Here is a 17578-nt window from a genome sequence, read left to right as displayed (position 1 = left end):
GCTCTACAAAGTCAGGCATCTTGTCGAGAATGCTTTTCTCCATCTCAAGCGCTGGCGGGGAATTGCCACACGATATGCCAAAAGATGTGCATCTTTTCTTGCCGCCGTTCAAATCAGATGCATATCTTTGTGGGCAAACATAATTTGACGACACTATCTAACAAGGAGCCCCTGCCATGAACCCCGCTTTTTCTTCCCTGCTGGCCGCCCTGGCCCGTGAACTGGATCTGCCCGGCATCGAGACCCGCGACGGCGATTCCTCCTGCCTGCTGGGCATCGATGACTTCGAGGTCAGCCTGCGCTGCCTCTCTACGGATCAGGTCATGATCTTCACCGTGGTGGCCCCCCTGCCCGCGCGCAAACGTGACGAGCTGTATGCCTCGCTGCTGGACGCCAACACCTTCTTCCACCAGACCCAGGGCTTCACCCTGGCCGCCCGCGAGGATACGGGCGTGACCCTGCAGGGCACGCTGCCCCTGGCCGCGCTCACCGATACCCATGTGGGCACCTGGGTGAGCAATTTCGTCAACGTGGCCGAGCACTGGCAGGAACGCTGCCTGGCCTGTGACGACGCCGCTGCCGACGCCCCGGAAGCGCCCGCCGTTGATCCGGCCCTGATGGGTGGCATGCTGCGCATCTAGCCGGCACATCCCGCCTCTGTCATACCCTGCCGCGCCCGAACCCGCCCGATACTCCCGCGGCCTGCCTGCAGGGGCAGACTTTTCCCTCCCCATACGAAACGGGGCGACGATCCGTCGATCGCCGCCCCGTTTCCCTTGCCGCATGCGCAGCTCCGCCCTTCGGGAAATACCGGGAAATGCCGTTGCCCTTTCCCGGAACAGGACAGAGCCCAGCCTTGAGGCCCACTCCCGAACCTGCTATACTCTTGCTCCGCCGTGTGCGGGCCCTGCGTCCGTATCCGCTTTCCGGTGCCGGACACGGCCGTCCCGTACCGCCCCGGCCGCGCATGGCCTTCTCTTTCCTTCATCGGCCGTCGAGGCCCGGAGTTCCCGCATGTCCGATTTCGTGCATCTGCACTGCCACACCGAATACAGCCTTCTTGACGGCGCCATCCGCGTCAAGGATCTCTGCTCCCGTGCCAAGGATTTCGGCATGCCCGCCTGCGCCATCACCGACCACGGCAACCTGTTCGGCGCGGCCAAATTCTTCCTGACCTGCAAGGACTTCGGCATCAAGCCCATCATCGGCTGCGAGGTCTACGTCTGCCACGACCATCTGGACAAGACCTCCGAGCTGGCCCGCAAGCGCAACCACCTGATCCTGCTCTCGGAAAACATCGAGGGCTACCACAACCTGGTCAAGCTGGTGAGCCGCAGCTACCTGGAGGGCTTCCACTACAAGCCGCGCGTGGACAAGGCCATGCTGCGCCAGTATTCCGAAGGCCTCATCTGCCTTTCGGCCTGCATCGCGGGCGAGATACCGCGCGCCCTCAACGCCGGTGACATGGACGGCGCCATCGCCCTGGCCCGCGAATACGCCGACATCTACCCGGACCGCTTCTATCTGGAGCTGCAGTCCAACAGCCTGCCCGAGCAGGAGATCGCCAACAAGGGCCTGCTGGAGATCGCCGACCATCTCAAGCTGCCCATCGTGGCCACCAACGACTGCCACTACCTCAACGCCGACGACGCCGACGCCCATGAGGTGCTGCTCTGCATCCAGACCCAGACCACCATGGACGACCCCAAGCGCATGCGCTTCGGCACCCATGACCTCTACTACAAGTCCGGCGAGGAGATGGAGGCCGTATTCGGCCATCTGCCCCAGTCCCTGAGCAATACGGCCGAGATCGCCGAGCGCTGCAACGTGGAACTGGACATGGGCCACCATTATTTCCCGGTCTACAAGCTGCCCGAAGGGGCCAGCCTGGATTCCGAGTTCCGCCGTCTGGCCGAGGAAGGTCTGGAACGCCGCCTGGAGAAGCACCCCAACCGCGCCAACATCGACCCGCAGGCCTACCGCGACCGTTTGCAGTACGAGCTCAAGGTCATCCTCGAGATGGGCTTCCCCGGCTACTTCCTCATCGTGCAGGAGTTCATCAACTGGGCCAAGGACCACGGCATCCCCGTGGGCCCGGGCCGCGGTTCGGCCGCCGGTTCGCTGGTGGCCTGGTCGCTGCGCATCACCAACCTGGACCCCCTGCCCTACAATCTGCTCTTCGAGCGCTTCCTCAACGCCGAACGCGTCTCCCTGCCCGATATCGACGTGGACTTCTGCGAACGCCGCCGTACCGAGGTCATCCAGCATATGGTGGATACCTACGGCAAGGACAGCGTGGCCCAGATCACCACCTTCGGTACCATGAAGGCCAAGGGCGTTGTGCGTGACGTGGGCCGCGCCCTGGGCATGAGCTTTGCCGAGACCGACCGCATCGCCAAGCTGGTGCCCGACGACCTGAAAATGACCATCAACAAGGCCCTGGAAGCCGAGCCCGACCTCCAGAACCTGTACGATACCGACCCGCAGGTCAAAAAGCTGCTGGATACGGCCCGCCGTCTGGAGGGCCTGTCGCGCCACGCCTCCACCCACGCCGCCGGTCTGGTGGTCTCGCCCCGGCCCATGGACGAGTTCCTGCCCCTCTACACCGGCAAACGCGGCGAACTCGTGACCCAGTTCGACGGCCCCATGACCGAAAAATCCGGTCTGGTGAAGTTCGACTTCCTGGGCCTCAAGACCATGACCCTCATCCAGGACACCCTGGACAACATCACCCTGCAGGGCAAGACGCCGCCCGACCTGGACAACCTGCCCCTCACCGACGCCGCCACCTACGACCTTTACGCCCGCGGAGACACCGACGGCATCTTCCAGGTGGAAAGCTCGGGCATGCGCCAGTACCTGCGCATGCTCAAGCCCTCGTGCTTCGAGGACGTCATCGCCATGCTGGCCCTGTACCGTCCCGGCCCGCTGGGCTCCGGCATGGTGGACGAATTCATCAAGCGCAAGCACGGGCAGGTGCCCGTGGTCTATCCGCACGAGTCCCTCAGCGACTGCCTGCGCGATACCTACGGCGTCATCGTCTATCAGGAACAGGTCATGCAGATCGCCCAGATCATCGCCAGCTACACCCTGGGCGGCGCTGACCTGCTGCGCCGCGCCATGGGCAAGAAAAAGCCCGAAGCCATGGCCAAGGAACGCGTCAAGTTCGTGGAAGGCGCTCAGAAGAACGGCGTGGACAAGGCCAAAGCCGACGAGATCTTCGACTTGATGGAAAAGTTTGCGGAATACGGCTTCAACAAGTCGCACTCCGCCGCCTATGCCCAGATCTCCTACTTCACGGCCTACCTCAAGGTGCACCATACCGTGGAGTTCATGGCCGCCCTGCTCACCTCGGAAATGAGCAACCAGGAAAAGCTGCTCAAGTACATCTCCTGCTGCAAGGACATGGGCATCGACGTAGTGCAGCCCTCTGTCAATGCCAGCCAGCGCTCCTTCTCGGCCCGCGAGGGCAAGGTCGTCTTCGGTCTGGGCGGCATCAAGAACGTGGGCGACAGCGCCATCACCGAGATCATGGACGCCCGCAAGGACGGCGAGTACGTCTCCCTCTTCGACATGTGCTGCCGCGTGGACCTGCGCAAGGTCACCAAGCGCGTGCTCGAAGCCCTCATCAAGGGCGGCGCCTGCGACTGCTTCGGCGTCTCGCGCGCGGCCCTGCTGGCCGCCCTGGACACGGTGGTCACCCGCGCCCAGAAAAAAGCCAAGGAAAAGAATTCCAACCAGATCTCCCTGCTGGCCATGGCCCCGCAGGTGGAAGCCAAGCCCCAGCCCGGCATCGGCTTCGACTGCCCCGAGTCCGGCATCCCCGAGATGGACGAGGACCAGCGCCTCAAGAACGAAAAAGAGGCCCTGGGCTTCTTCCTCACCAGCCATCCCCTCCAGCCCTTCAGCCGCGAGATGCGCCGCCTGCGCCTGACCACGCTGGAAGACGCCCGCGACCTCTACCCCAAGGCCGAACTGAGTACCGCCGTGCTGGTGGTCAGCCTCAAGGAGGTCATCACCAAGTCCAAGGGCGAGCGCATGGCCTTCGTGGGCGTGGAAGACCTTACCGGCCATGCCGAGGTCACCTTCTTCCCCCGCGCCTATGCCGAGGCCCGCGAGCTGCTCAAGAGCGAACAGCCCCTTTGCCTGCGGGCCACGGTGGACAGTCAGGTGGACGAGAGCCGCGACAGCGACGAGGACGGCGAAGAGACCAGCCGCGAGGTCAAGCTGCTGGGCCAGAGCGTGACCCTGCTTTCCGAGGCCTGCGGCCAGAGCGATACGCCCATCTGCGTGCAGATACCGGCCCACCGCCTGGGCGAGGAGGACATCCTGGCCCTCAAGGCCATCCTGGAGGCCCATCCCGGCAATGTGGAGGCCGAAGCCATGGTCCTGCTGGACGGCGTGCGCTGCCACCTTACGCTGGGGCCGCAGTTCCGCGTCAGCCCCGGCCCCGAACTGGACAGGGCCCTGGCCGCCTGGGCCGGATAAAAAACGTTTTCCGGGGGGAAGGAACCCCCTTTAGCTGGCGCCCAAAGGGGGTTCCTTCCCCCCGGGCCCCCTATCCTCCCCCAAATGCGCTTTATCCGGCCAGGATATGCGACGGCCAGGGAGGACAGGCCACAGACCTTCCCGAAACGGTATCCCTCCGGGAAAGGATCACGAATGAACCCTGGCTGGCCAGAACAGCCAAAGGAAAGGATATGTCCAAGAAGATCTGGCGCCTTACGGTGCGTGACGAGATTTCCGCAGGCCATGCCCTGCGCCATTACGAAGGCAAGTGCGAACGTCTGCACGGCCACAATTTCGCCGTGGAACTGACCGTGGAAGGCGACAAACTCACCGAAAATGTGGAGCTGCTGCTGGACTTCAAGGTCCTCAAGCGCGCCCTCAAGGAAGAGCTGGCCGCCCTCGACCATCAGATCATCAATGAGGTGCCGCCCTTCGACCGCCTCAATCCCTCGTCGGAAAACATCTCCCGCCACATCTTCCAGAACGTGGCCCGCCGTCTGGCCGCCGATGAAAGCGCCTGTCATGTGCGCGTCCACAGCGTCAGCGTCAGCGAAAAGGGCGCGCAGACCGCCACCTATCTGGAACTGGACGACTAGTTTTGCCGGTCCGGCTGTCGTCGCCGGGCCTGTTATATGGCGGGGGAGGCAAGAGGCCCTTTTGAAAAAGGGGGGCCTTCCTCCCCCGCCCCCCATCCTTCCCCCGAAAATGTTTCTTCCGGTCGCGCTGGAAGGTCCCTGCCGCTGCCGTGCGGGGAGAGAGATCGCTCCCCAGGCGGAGATGCGTCAGGCGCAAGGCAAGGGACGTCTCAAGACAGCGGCAAGGCGACAGTGCAGACGAACAAGGCTTCTCTTTTCTCTGCCCTGCACTTTCCCCACCCTTCCCTGCGGACGATATGCGCCTGTCCGCGCCATACGTTTTCTGCCACAGCACGCAAAAAGCTCCCTTCTCAGGGAGCTTTTTTCATGCGCTGCCGCTTCCGGACGAAGCGCTCGCAACAAAAGCAGGGCTGGCGGGGTGGCAGGGATTTTCGCCGTCGCGCGGCGACCACCGTCCGTGCGATACCACGATCGTGTCGTGGTCGCGCACCCGCCGATAACACGCGCGGGGGATGGGATGGAAGGACGGGGAGCAATGGAGCCCCTCCCGCGCCGGCAGCGACCGCATGGCCGCCGCAGACCATAGCCGTCGCGACGAAGGAAGCTGCGGGCAGCGACAGCCGGGATGAAGGGGCCTTATCCCGGATATACCACTCAGGCCGTTTCTTTCCGGCGGGCCACGATGCCGCGCCGGGCCAGTTCGGCCACCACCTTTTCCGCAAAGACCGGCAGCATGGCCTCGGCCTCGGGCGAAAGGCCCACCTGCATGGTGCGCCAGTCAAAAGGCTGGAGGCCGAAGGCCAGGCATTGCGGACGGCACCCCGCCAGCTCGCAGACCTGCAGGGTCTGGAGCAGATCCGTCTGGTGCATGGAGCCCTGAAAGCTGAGGCTGCGGCTCAGATCCTCGTTTTCCAGCAGATAGACCGTGCCCGGCTCCTTGCCGCCCAGCACCACGTCCAGCACCACCAGCAGGTCGCACTCCTCCAGTTCGGACATGAGCAGAAGCCCCTGGGTGGCACCTTCCTGCAAGCGCACGTTCTCCGGCCAGTAGTAGTTCTTTTCCAGATGGTTCACGGCGGCCACGCCGAAGCCTTCGTCACGCAGCAGGATATTGCCCACGCCCATGATCAGCACGCGGGGAGCGACCACAGTCTCGCTCATGGAGCCTCCTTGGATGGCGGCCGTCCCGGCGGACGGCGCATGAAAAAAGGGGAAGGGCCCCTTGCGGACAGCCCTTCCCCCAGCGAACGGATACGGTTTACAGGACCTTGAACTCGTGCACCTGATTGGTCTCGCCGTCGATGACATGCACGGCGCAGGCGATGCAGGGGTCGAAGGAATGGATGGTGCGCAGGATCTCCACAGGCCGCTTGGGATCGGCCACGGGCGTGCCCACCAGGGCCTGTTCGGCGGCGCTCAGCACATGCTTGGCGTCCCGGGGCCCCAGGTTCCAGGTGGTGGGCACCACCAGCTGGAAGTTGCCGATCTTGCCGTCTTCGATGCGCAGCCAGTGCGACAGGCCGCCGCGCGGGGCATTGACGAAGCCCACGCCGCGCCCTTCCCTGGGCACGCTGCATTCCATGGCGATCTTCTTGTCGCCGCCGGCGATGTTGGCTTCGTATTCGGCCAGCCACTTTTCCACCTGCTGGGCGATGACCAGGGTCTCGACGCCGCGGGCGGCGGTGCGGCCCAGGGTGGAGAACAGGGCTTCCGGCCCCACGCCCAGGGCGGACAGCACCTTGTCCACCGCGGGCTTCACGGCTTCATGGCCCTGGGCATAGGCCACCAGCATCTGGGCCAGCGGGCCGGTCTCCATGGCCAAGCCGTCATAGCGCGGCGCCTTGAGCCAGGAATAGCGGTCCGTATCGCCCATGCGGGTAAAGGCGGGCTTGGTCTCGCCGTCGTAGGGGGCGCGGGCCTCTTCGCCTTCGTACCAGCTGTGGCGCACATGCTCGGCGATCTTGCCGGCATCGAAGGGATGCACGGTATCCAGCTTGCCGTCCAGCAGCACGCCGGGCTTGAGCCAGCGTTTGGTGATGTCGCGCTCGCCGCCCACTTCGGGGAATTCACCAAAGGCCATAAAGTTGCGGCAACCGCAGCCCAGCGCGGCCCAGTCCTTGTAGGCACCGGCCACCAGCAGCAGGTCGGGGATGTAGACTTCTTCGATGAATTCGCGGGCCTGCAGGTACAGGTCGCGGAATTCCTTGATGCGCTCGGGCGTCAGGGATTCATAACAGGTCACGCCGCCGGGGATGAGGAACTGGGGATGCGGGTTCTTGGCGCCGAACACGGCCATGGCCTTGGCGGCGCTGACCTGCACGCGCAGGGCTTCCAGATAGTGGGCCGTGGCCACGAGGTTGGCTTCGGGATCAAGATAATAGGCCGGATGCCCGCCCAGGAAATAGGCGTTGGTGAAGGGCCCCAGCTGGCCGCTGTCCACAAAGGCCTTCAGGCGGGCCTGCACGGCCTTGAAGTCATCGGCCGTGGCCTTGCGGGGCGAGATGGACGAGGCCAGCGCCGCGGCCTTGGCCGGATCGGCCTTGAGGGCGGCGGTCACATCCACGAAGTCCAGGGCGTGCAGGTGGTAGAAGTGCACCATGTGGTCGTGCATGAACAGCAGGCCCAGCACCAGATTGCGGATATAGGTGGCATTGGCGGGCAGGGTCAGGCCCATGGCGTCTTCCAGGGCGCGGGTGGAGGCCAGGGCGTGGGTGTAGGTGCACACGCCGCAGGTGCGCTGGGTGAAGTGCTGGGCATCGCGGGGGTCGCGTCCCTTGAGGATCACTTCCAGACCGCGATACAGGGTGCCGCAGCTGCGGGCATCCTTGATGCGGCCGTTTTCCACTTCCACCTCGATGCGCAGGTGGCCTTCGATACGGGTCAGCGGGTCAACGACAATGGGGCCGGAGAAATTGCTCTGGGGCGTTTTCATAACTTGGCTCATGCTGGCAGCTCCCTAGTTCTGGTAAAAAGGCGACAGGTCATCCCAGAAATTGGGCTCGCTGCAACCGATGCAGGGATGTCCGGCCCGCACGGGCCAGTTGGTCTCGTTGAACAGGGCCTTGGGGCAGTTGTTGTAGGTGCTGGGGCCCTTGCAGCCCAGATCGTACAGACACCAGCCCTTGCGCGCTTCTTCGGAATCGAAGGAGGGCGCGAACTCGCCCGCCTCGAAATGGACGCGGCGCTCGCACAGATCGTGTACAGACTGGCCGTAGAACATGAGCGGACGGCCCAGATCGTCGAGCTTGATCTCCTTGTTCTGCAAAAAGGCCACCAGCGTGCCCACCAGGTTCAGGGGATTGGGCGGACAGCCCGGGATATTGATGGCCTTCACGTCCATGCCCAGCCTGGCGAAGCAGTCATTGACGCCCACGGAGCCGGTGGGATTGGGCTTGGCGGCCTGCACGCCGCCGTAAGCGGCACAGGTGCCCATGGTGACCACGGCCTTGGCCTTGGGCAGCACGCGCTTGCACAGGTCCAGCATGGTGTGGCCGCCCACATAGCCGTACTTGCCGTCCATGGCCGTGGGGATGGCGCCTTCCACCACGCAGATGAAGCCTTCAGGATTGCTGATGGCCTGATCCAGCGCGGCCTCGGCGGCTTCGCCCGCGGCGGCCATGATGGTTTCGTGATAATCCAGGGAGATGGTGTCCAGGATCAGGGTGTCGAGGAAGGGTTTGCAGGTGCGCAGCAGGGCCTCGGAACAGCCCGTACATTCAGCGCAGTGCAGATAGACCACGGAGGCGCGGCGATTGGTCAGCGCCGCGGCCACTTCCGTAGCCATGCTGGGCCCAAGGCCCATGGTCACGGCCACGGCCGTGCAGAATTTCAAAAAATCACGACGGCTGACGCCCTGTTGCGCCAGACGTTCCTCCCCACCTTTTTTGCCCAGACCAACGGCAATACGCATACGTGCCTCCTGTCTGCAGGATGAGATAAACGGGAATGATGAAGACCGCACAAGATGAAATGGAAGGCTCCAGCCACGGAGCCTTCCCCCGGCTGCCGTCCACTGCATGAGGTGCATGCCACAGCAAAGGACGACCAAGGCCATGCATGGTCGAATGGGGAGTATGCGGCGAGGGGAAGGAATGGGAGGGATTATGCGTGGGCATGCCATCCATTGCCCGCGCCGCAGCCGGAAATGACGCGAACCCGCGTCTTCAGCCGGCTACTTCACAAACGGACAATGAACATGATGCCTCCTTGCGGCGGAGAATTCCGCCATTGGCAGCCATCCTACCCTGCCACCGTCATCTGGTCAACCACCCCACCGCTTTTCCGGCAGTGGGCAGGGCCTCCCCGACCGCATGACCGCTTGCCGGGGCTGGAAAAAATTTTTCTTTTTCCCCGGCTCCGGCAACGTTTCCGGCCTGCCCTGCCCGTCCCCAAAGCAGGCCGGGAAAGCTGCGGCCAACAAACACGTCAGAAAAGCTTGCACGCCACTTGCGGGACGTCCTCCCCTGCCGCCCCCCATCAGGCAACATCAGCCAGTCATGCCGCCCAAACGCGTGGCATCCCGCCGGTGCCGCTCCCCTCTCGACCCTGCCTGCCGCATCTGGCATACTGGCACCACCGGCATGATGCCGGAACGAAACCGTCAGGAGGATATGAATGAAAACCCTGGATTGTCGGGGCCTTGCCTGCCCCCAGCCTGTGATGCGCACCCGCGACGCCCTGGAACAGGGACGGCCGCAGGAGCTGCTCGTCCTGGTGGACAACGCTGCCGCCAGCGAGAACGTGAGCCGCTTTTTGCGCCGCAGCGGCTTTGAAGTCAGCGTCAACCAGCCCGAAAACGCCCTGTGGGAAGTGCACGGCCTGAGCAGCGCCACACAGGTGGAAGCCCCGGAACAGGCCCCGGCCGCCGCTCCTGCAGCGGATACGGAAAGCCGCAAGACCCTGGTCCTCATCACTACCGATACCCTGGGCCGCGGCGATGACGAACTGGGCGCCCGCCTGATGGAAAACTTCCTGGCCAGCCTGCCCGAACTGGGGGCCTCCCTGTGGCGCATCGTGCTGCTCAACGGCGGCGTCAAGCTGGCGGCCACGGAGGGCAAGTGCCTGGATACCCTGAAGCAGCTGGAAAGCAACGGCGTCAGCATCCTTGTCTGCGGGACCTGCCTGAACTTCTTCAACCTGCTGGAAGCCAAGCAGGTAGGCGAGACCACCAACATGATGGACGTGGTGACCAGCCTTTCCCTGGCCGACAAGGTCATCCGGCCCTGACCGCAACGCCTGCGGGCCGTGCGGGAAAGCACCTTTCCCTGCCCGCGCATGAGGCATAAAAAAAGAGGGACGCTCCGCAGCGTTCCTCTTTTTTTACGTCTTGCATCCCGCAACCATGCAGGCCATCTGAAAATTTCCCGGCCTCGCCAGTATCTTCCCTCATGGGACGGGCCCTTTCTTCTTCCCGCATATCCGCCGGTCCCGGCCGCGTATCCCCTGCCGCAGACCGCAGCCAGCGAAGCGGCTCTTCCCCTCAAAGCCTTCCCCCCTGAAGTCCCTGTACTCCGGTCAGGAGCCGATAGCCCTCCCCACAGCGCAACGCCGGGGACTTGCGGCCAGACCAGAACAAAAGTTTTCGGAGGATGGAGGGGGTACGGGGGAGGAAGGGCCCCTTTTCCAAAAGGGTCCCTTCCTCCCCCGCCCCTATCCCTGGCCTTCCCACAGCCCGGACAGCACTGCAGCCGTGCGGGCCAGCAATTCTTCCGTATGGCGGGCGGTGAGGCCGAAACGCAGCAGGGCCTGCCCGCGCGGTACGGTGGGCCAGCGGGCCCCCAGCACCAGCACCCCGCTCTCGGACAGACGGGCGGCCAGACGGCGGCAGCGCGCCTCATCGCCCACGGGCACGGACAAGATGTGCGCATCGCCCATGACCGGCAGCCCCCGTTCCGTCAGGGCCTGACGGAAAAAGGCCACGCGCGCGGCCAGCGTACGCCGTCGCTCCTCAAGGCGCGGCAGTTCCTCCACCAGCGCCAGCATGCAGGCCGCATGGGCGGGCGGCAGGGCCGTGCTGTGCATGATGGCCGAGGCCAGATGCTCGAACAGGGGCGTGAAGCCCCGGGGCAGCAGCAGGAACGCGCCCCACAGGCCCAGCGATTTGCCCAGCGTGCCCACCACCAGATCGGCCGGGGCCCGGCCGCCATCCCGCAGGGCCTGCGCCGCGCACAGGCCGCGTCCGCCGGGGCCCAGGGCCCCCAGCGCATGGGCTTCGTCCACACAGAGGAAAAATCCGTACCGGCGACGCAGGGCCGCCATGCGTTCCAGATCGAGAGCCGCGCCGTCCATGCTGTACAGGGACTCGGCCATGACCACGGGCTGCGGCGCGTCCAGCGGCAGGGAGGACAGCAGGCGCTCCAGATGGTCATAGTCCAGATGGTTCCAGGCCCGGATGCGCGCCCCGGCCAGCGGCAGGGCTCGCATGACGCTGGCGTGACAGCGCCTGTCCACAAAGGCCTCCTGCCCCTGCTGGAGCAGGGTGGTCACACAGGCCAGATTGGCCTGATAACCGCTGGGCAGGAACAGACATTCCGCAAAACCGAAGTAATCGGCCACGGCCCGACAGGCCTGGTCCACCACATCGCTGCGGCCCCCGGCCAGACGCGAGGCCGACGCCGACGGCGCATGGGCGGCAAAACAGGCAGCCACCCGCGCCTGCCAGTGCGCATCGGCGGCAAGGCCCAGACCGTCGTTGCTCATGAAGGAGATGTACTCCCGGCCGTCCCGGTACAGCAGCGGCCCGGCGGCTCCCCCGGCCATGGCGGCGCTGTCGCGGGCAAGGCCCAGACGGGCATCGGCGCGCAGGCGGTCGTTCAGACAGTCATAAAGGCTTCGGCGTTGTGGGACAGACATGAGTACAGCTCCCTGTAGCGGCTCTCCAGCAGTTCACGGGAAAAAGAGGCATCATAGGGCACCAGGCCCACGCGCAGTTCCAGCTCCAGCGGCGGCAGGGGGCCCCCAGGCCCGCAAAGCCCCCGCACGCGCACCAGCGAGGCCGCCACACTGCCGCCCTGTGCCGTCACCCGCACGTCCAGCCGCGCCGTGCCGGACAGGGGCCCGGCAGGCCATGGAGCGCGCTCCACGGACAGCAGGAAGGCATGACAGGAAAAATCCCGCGCCACACGCTGTTGCAGGGCGGCCGCCTGCGCGGCGGCCTCCAGCACCTGCCAGAAAGGCACGCCCTCACAACGGCGCCAGGCCGTGAGCCCCGGTGGGGAGTCCATGGCCCGGGCCGCATCCAGCAAGACGAAGGGCGACGGTGCATCCAGAAAGAAATCCGTGTTCATGGCCGCAGATCCACGGCAAGGGCGGCGTTCTGGCCACCGAAGCCGAAATTCTCCAGCAGGCCGCGGGAGGACGGGAAGGGACGGGGCTCCCGCACGAAGTCGAGACGGGGGGAACAGGGCCGTTCCAGATGGCGCACGGGCGGCATCCTGCCGTCACGCCAGGCGGCCAGCGCACAGCACAGCTCCAGCGCCCCGCAGGCCGAGGAACCGTGCCCCAGCCAGGATTTGAAGGCCATGACGGCCGGGCCGCCGGGCACATCGCCCAGCAGGCGTTCCCACAGCAGGCTCTCGGCCTGATCGTTGAGCTGCGTGCCCGTGCCGTGGGCCGAAAGCCAGCCCAGTCCGGCGGCATCGAGGCCCGCCTCTTCCAAAGCGCCCCGCACGGCCAGCTCGGCCCAGGTGCCCCGTGCTTCGGGCGCGGTCAGGCTCTCGGCATCCACGGAGGCCCCGTAGCCCAGGATCTCCGCATGGACATGGGCGCCCCTGGCCTGCGCCGAGGACAGGCTCTCCAGCACGAAGGCCGCGCCGCCCTCACCGGGCACGAAGCCGTCCCGGCCCATGTCGAAGGGACGCGGGCCCGTACCGGGCGCACAAAGACTGAGGGCACGGGCCTTGTGATAGCCCAGCAGTCCGCCCAGCGAAAGGCGGCTGTCCCCGGCCGCGACCAGTACGGCGTCGGCCAGACCGAAGCGTATGCGCCGCCAGCCTTCGCCCAGGGCCTGCAGGGCCGAGGCGCAGGCCGCGTTGACGGTCAGGGCCTCGCCATGGCAGCGGGCAAAACGGGCCAGTGCTCCGGCGGCGGTATTGGGCAGCCAGCGCAGCAGCCAGAGCGCGCCCAGCGTCGCGGTATCCTGCGGCGGCAGGCCCGGTTCACCGGTGACGTCCAGCATGGGCCCCACGGCGGCGATGATCTGCGAACGGACGGGCAGGCCCGCCTCCAGCCCGGCATCGCGCAGGGCACGCAGGCCCGAAAGGACAGCCATCCGGCTGCCCCGGTTCAGGTAATGGCGATGCCGCCAGCCTTCGAACTGCTGCCGGGCCCCGTCCTGGCCCCAGTCTTCCGCCGGGCAGACGGAAAGCCCTTCCAGCGCGCCGGAGGCCCGAAAGGCATCACGGCCCTCGCGCAGGCTGCGGGCCACGCTGTCCAGATCATGGCCCAGCGCCGTGCAGCAGCCCGCACCGCTGATGACGACCCGCTCAGGCACGGCCATCAGGCCCCCTGCCGTGTGGCCTCAAGGGCCTGTTCCACCCAGTGGGCGATGTCGCCCAGGGTCAGGGGCGATTGCAGGGCCATGCCGTCGGCATCCGTATAATAGGCGGCCAGCTGCTGCCGCCGCGCTTCGTCCAGATGGCCGTAATGCTCGCGCAAAAAGGCGGCCGCATCCGGGGCGCCGGCCAGCTGGTAACGCAGGGAGCGCAGAAAGGCGCGCTCCTCGTCCACAAAAATATGGAAGGTGGCGCCCAGCTGCACGCTCACTTCCAGCAGGTCGATGGATTCACAGGGCAGATCCTGCATGAGCAGGGTATCGTCGCTCAGGGTCGCGGCATCGCGCTCGAACAGATTGGCCACGATCTCGCGCACCTTGAGGCTGATCTCGTCGTATCGCATCACAGCTCCGGGAGTTTGAGGGCCCCGAGGCCCCCGTCAAGAGTCACCACGCTGCCGTTGATGGCCGCGGCCTCCGCCGACAGCAGGAAGCACAGGCCCGGCAGCACGTCGTCCGGGCCCAGGCAGCGCCCGGCGGGCATGGCACGGGCCACCTGCCCGTGGCGGGAAAGGAATTCGTGCCCGCGTCCGGCATCCAGCCAGCTCAGACGGGCGGAACAGGCGCTGAGGCCGCGTCCGGCCAGCTCCACGCCGAGGCTGCGGTACAGGCCCTCACCGGCCAGCTTGGCCGCGGCGTACCAGCCCTGCCCGGGCGACGGCCGCTGCGCGGCACTGGACGAGACGAAGACACAACGGCCGAAACGGCGGGCCAGCATGGCCCGGCTCACGGCACGCAGGCAGCGGGCACGCAAGGCGATGTCATCATCCGCCCAGCGCTCTATGGCCTCGGGCGCCGCCATGGCCACCAGCTGTTCGAAACGGGAATGCAGCAGATCCGCCAGATGCCCCACCGGCCGGCCCAGCAGGGCTTCACAGCGGGCGGGCAGGGTCTCGGGATCGCCAAGGACAAGGGCGGGCAGGCCGTCCTGCGCACAGCGGGCGCAGCCTGCGTCATCACGGCAGACACAGCAGACCTGCGCCCCTTCGGCGCGCAAGGCCAGCGCCAGGGCACGGCCCAGCTCGCTGCTGCCGCCAAGGATGAGGACAGAACCATGGAACGTCAATCGCATGGCCGCATAGTGAAAAAAAAGCGGCCCGGGCGCAAGGGCCCTGCCGCACACGGCCTGCGCCAGGCCATGGACAGGCCGGGATAAGGCCTGAAGATGCACCGGGCATGAGGCCCATCGAGTTCGCGACAAAAACGGGAGACCGGCAGCCGCGCGTCCGCTCTGCGCAGCGCACGACCCCCAATGACCGGAAGGAAGTTTTTTGCGGGGAGATGGAAGCGCCAGAAGGCGGAAAAGGGCGCTTTTCCCCAAGCTTCCTTCGTCTCCTTCGGCAAGATCCCCTTGAAAATAGGACGGCCTTCCCCTCACTCCAGAGAGAACACGGCTTCGGCCAGGCAGGCATCGCCGTGCAGCAGACGGCAGCGGACCTCCGACGGCAGGGCGTCGCCCCTGTCTTCAGGCTCCATACGGCACAGCAGGTCGCTGTCAGGCAGGACGAAATGGCGGAAGCGTGCCCGGCGCACGGCACGGACACGACGGGACGGGAAGGCCTCTTCCACGGCCCGGCGCATGGCTTCCAAAAGGCAGGAACCGGGCACGCGGGGCGCACCGGGAAAATGGTCGGCCAGCAAAGGCGCATGGCCGGGAAAGCGCAGCACGGCCTCCAGGGGCGGCATCATTCGCCCCAGAGCAGATGCAGGGGACCGGCCGGAGCCAGTTTTTCCAGCGGGATGAAGACGCGCTGCGTCCCGGCGGCCCAGGGAGCCACCTGATAAGGCTGGAAGTAGACACGCACCCCGCCGGGCACCAGGGCCAGCGCGGAAAAATTGTCCGCCAGGGGCTCGGTGCCGTCGTGGATCATGCTGTCCACCCGGCCGCCGCCCAGACGGGTGGCAAGCTCCTTCCGGGACACGGCGGACATGATCTCCAGAGCCTTGTCCACGTTCTCGAAGATGTCCACCAGCCCCAGACGCTGGCCGGAAAGCAGGCTGTAGGTCAGCGGGATCACGTCCAGATTGCCGTGCGCGCCGCCGGTGTAGGTCCAGATCTCGAAGACGATGCTCAGGCCATTGGCCGAGGGACGCGTCAGGGTGTAGGAGCCTATGAGCTCGCAGGGCGGGAGTTCCTGCTCCTGCCACTCAAGGGCCAGCGGCGCCAGCTCGGCCTCGAAGGTCGAGGCGATGCGCTCCACCCAGTCGGCCACGTCGCGGTCCACGTCCTTGCGGCCCAGCATGGGATAGGTGACGGTGATGTCCGGCTTGCCCGGCCGGGAAACGCGGCGCAGGTTGCAATCCGTGACGGAAATGGGGGCAAGGGCGGGCTCGGGACGGGAGTCGGCCAGCATGGTGCCGTGCCCGTGCGCGGCGCTGGCCGTGGGACATAGATCAGGAGACAGTGCGAAGCACGACAGCAGGGCCGCCAGCGCAAGCATGCGAGCGGACCGGCAACAGGATCCCGGCAGATGACGGAGATTCCCAGAGCTGAACATCATACCCCCCAGACGACGGAAAAAGAGATCGCGGCATGGCGCCGCAAGCTGCTTGTAGAGGGCTCCTGCGGCCCTGTCAAGCCTTGCGGGAGCAAATAAAAGGCCGGTCTGCCGACCCTGCGCGGACAGGGGGAAGACCGGCCGTGGGGAGCCTCTCCTCCAGACGGAGGCAAGGCCCTAATGATGCACGATATCCCGGACCTTGACGTGGAAGCCGTAACGCAGCTCGGCCACCAGGCGCCAGTGCCGCAGCAGGAGCAGGCCCGCCAGGATCAGGTACGTCCAGGCATAGAAGTTGTGCAGGCGCAGCGGGTCGTGGGGCAGGCCCAGCAGGGCTTCCAGCTGCACGTCATAGAAGGGCGAGAACAGCTGGGCCAGGAAGAACACCAGCAGGGCCGCCGCCTCGCGCAGGCCCAGGCGCAGGTCCAGCAGCAGGGCCACGGCAAAGATGGACTGGCCGGCCGTGAGGAAGATCTCCTGGAACTGGTGCGGGTCCAGGTTGATGGGGGTGGTGCCGCCGGAAGACACGGCGTAGACACCGGGGATCATGCCCACCAGCAGGGTCCACTGGTTGAGCTTGGAGGACAGCAGGCTGCCCAGGGCCAGACCGGCGTTGCCGCGGAAGGCGAACATCAGGGCCACGATGAATTCCGGCGCTTCGGAAGCGATGGGCGCCAGCCACTGCACCAGCAGGAACTCGTTGATGCCCAGGATCTTGCCGCTGGCCACCAGGCTTTCGCTGAAGGGTTCGGCGTTGAACAGGATCACCAGGGCCGCGAACAGGAACAGACCGGCCACGGCGCGCATGCGGGCGGGACGCGAGAGCTTGGCCAGGGTGGCCGCCGGGCCTTCGGGCTCTTCTTCCTCACAGGGACGGCGGGCGATGATGCACATGTAGCCCACATAGATGCCCAGGAAGACCACGCCGTCGAACAGGGTCAGGGAGCCCTTGAGCGGGATCAGCAGGGCATAGAGGGTGGCCATGCCCAGGAAGAGGATGTCGGTGCGCTTTTCTTCGTGCAGGGCCACATAATTATGGAAGCGGCCCGCGAAGATCAGCACGATGGCCGTCCAGCCGATACCGATGAGCAGCCGGTTGGCGCCCGTCATATTGGCGATGGCATAATGCGAGTAGGCGCTTTCGGGATGCTGGCCCGCCATCCAGGTAAAGTACATGTCCACGGCGTATTCGGGCAGCACGGCGATGAAGGCCACCACGGCCACGGCCACGGCCTGGGGGATGTCGAGCTGGGCCACTTCGCAGGCCCAGGTCAGCAGGAAAGACGCGCCCAGGATGGCCAGGCCGGCCAGTACGGCCACCAGCATAGGGGAAACGTCCGCAGGGGCAAGGCGCAGGGCCAGGCCCGGCAAGGTCATGAGGATAGCCAGAAGGTAGGGACGCAGGTCGCGCAAAGACATGACGG

Annotated in this window: 15 protein-coding genes and 1 pseudogene; 5 read left to right on the top strand and 11 right to left on the bottom strand. The window is 65.9% G+C overall.

From position 1 onward, the window contains the following. The 4 genes and pseudogenes from HF854_RS06260 to queD all read left to right on the top strand — a co-directional run. A pseudogene (locus HF854_RS06260) lies at nt 1-148 on the top strand (IS5/IS1182 family transposase); the annotation flags it as partial. Nucleotides 149-176: 28 nt separating this feature from the next. Further along, on the top strand, nt 177-641 hold the full coding sequence (locus HF854_RS06255; protein ID WP_168935521.1) for a type III secretion system chaperone: 465 nt from the start codon (nt 177-179) through the stop codon (nt 639-641). A 373-nt stretch (nt 642-1014) separates the two neighbouring features. Further along, nucleotides 1015-4488 (top strand): DNA polymerase III subunit alpha, encoded by a 3474-nt coding sequence (gene dnaE, locus HF854_RS06250; RefSeq protein ID WP_168935520.1) that lies wholly within the window; start codon nt 1015-1017, stop codon nt 4486-4488. A gap of 212 nt (nt 4489-4700) precedes the next feature. Next, on the top strand, nt 4701-5105 hold the full coding sequence (queD, locus tag HF854_RS06245; RefSeq protein ID WP_168935519.1) for a 6-carboxytetrahydropterin synthase QueD: 405 nt from the start codon (nt 4701-4703) through the stop codon (nt 5103-5105). Nucleotides 5106-5759: 654 nt separating this feature from the next. Here queD and HF854_RS06240 read toward each other — a convergent pair. The 3 genes from HF854_RS06240 to HF854_RS06230 all read right to left on the bottom strand — a co-directional run bounded on the left by HF854_RS06240 (nt 5760) and on the right by HF854_RS06230 (nt 9015). Next, nucleotides 5760-6266 (bottom strand): HyaD/HybD family hydrogenase maturation endopeptidase, encoded by a 507-nt coding sequence (locus HF854_RS06240; protein WP_205906052.1) that lies wholly within the window; start codon nt 6264-6266, stop codon nt 5760-5762. 97 nt (nt 6267-6363) lie between these two features. After that, nucleotides 6364-8049 (bottom strand): nickel-dependent hydrogenase large subunit, encoded by a 1686-nt coding sequence (locus HF854_RS06235; protein WP_168935518.1) that lies wholly within the window; start codon nt 8047-8049, stop codon nt 6364-6366. Between the two features lie 12 nt (nt 8050-8061). Beyond that, nucleotides 8062-9015, bottom strand: coding sequence for a hydrogenase small subunit (locus tag HF854_RS06230; protein ID WP_168935517.1), 954 nt, complete (start codon nt 9013-9015; stop codon nt 8062-8064). 704 nt (nt 9016-9719) lie between these two features. Here HF854_RS06230 and yedF point away from each other — a divergent pair. Next, on the top strand, nt 9720-10331 hold the full coding sequence (yedF, locus tag HF854_RS06225; protein WP_168935516.1) for a sulfurtransferase-like selenium metabolism protein YedF: 612 nt from the start codon (nt 9720-9722) through the stop codon (nt 10329-10331). Between the two features lie 423 nt (nt 10332-10754). On the opposite strand, the gene HF854_RS06220 is transcribed toward yedF, so the two are convergent. From HF854_RS06220 to HF854_RS06185, 8 genes are all read right to left on the bottom strand, one after another. After that, on the bottom strand, nt 10755-11957 hold the full coding sequence (locus HF854_RS06220; protein ID WP_168935515.1) for an aminotransferase class I/II-fold pyridoxal phosphate-dependent enzyme: 1203 nt from the start codon (nt 11955-11957) through the stop codon (nt 10755-10757). Beyond that, complete coding sequence (locus HF854_RS06215; RefSeq protein ID WP_168935514.1) at nt 11918-12391, bottom strand: hypothetical protein; 474 nt, start codon at nt 12389-12391, stop codon at nt 11918-11920. Before HF854_RS06215 ends, HF854_RS06220 begins: the two co-directional genes overlap by 40 nt. After that, nucleotides 12388-13602, bottom strand: coding sequence for a beta-ketoacyl-[acyl-carrier-protein] synthase family protein (locus tag HF854_RS06210; protein WP_168935513.1), 1215 nt, complete (start codon nt 13600-13602; stop codon nt 12388-12390). Before HF854_RS06210 ends, HF854_RS06215 begins: the two co-directional genes overlap by 4 nt. Further along, on the bottom strand, nt 13602-14000 hold the full coding sequence (locus HF854_RS06205; RefSeq protein WP_168935512.1) for an acyl carrier protein: 399 nt from the start codon (nt 13998-14000) through the stop codon (nt 13602-13604). The genes HF854_RS06210 and HF854_RS06205 overlap by 1 nt, the downstream gene beginning before the upstream one ends. After that, complete coding sequence (locus HF854_RS06200) at nt 14000-14728, bottom strand: SDR family NAD(P)-dependent oxidoreductase (protein ID WP_168935511.1); 729 nt, start codon at nt 14726-14728, stop codon at nt 14000-14002. Before HF854_RS06200 ends, HF854_RS06205 begins: the two co-directional genes overlap by 1 nt. Nucleotides 14729-15030: 302 nt before the next feature. Then, nucleotides 15031-15324 carry an ApeI family dehydratase gene (locus HF854_RS06195; RefSeq protein WP_168935510.1) on the bottom strand — a complete coding sequence of 98 codons (294 nt, stop codon included), beginning with the start codon at nt 15322-15324 and terminating at the stop codon, nt 15031-15033. Nucleotides 15325-15341: 17 nt separating this feature from the next. Next, a complete protein-coding gene (locus HF854_RS06190) occupies nt 15342-16097 on the bottom strand; it encodes a DUF3298 and DUF4163 domain-containing protein (protein ID WP_168935509.1) in 756 nt (251 codons plus the stop codon). A 234-nt stretch (nt 16098-16331) separates the two neighbouring features. Next, nucleotides 16332-17573 carry a sodium:calcium antiporter gene (locus tag HF854_RS06185; protein WP_168935508.1) on the bottom strand — a complete coding sequence of 414 codons (1242 nt, stop codon included), beginning with the start codon at nt 17571-17573 and terminating at the stop codon, nt 16332-16334. Nucleotides 17574-17578 lie beyond the last annotated feature (5 nt).

Origin of the sequence: Desulfovibrio piger, from assembly GCF_012843875.1 — a bacterium.
Lineage (GTDB): Bacteria > Desulfobacterota > Desulfovibrionia > Desulfovibrionales > Desulfovibrionaceae > Desulfovibrio.
Note: the sequence above shows the minus strand (reverse complement) of the source record. Positions and strands in the feature narration are given on the sequence as shown.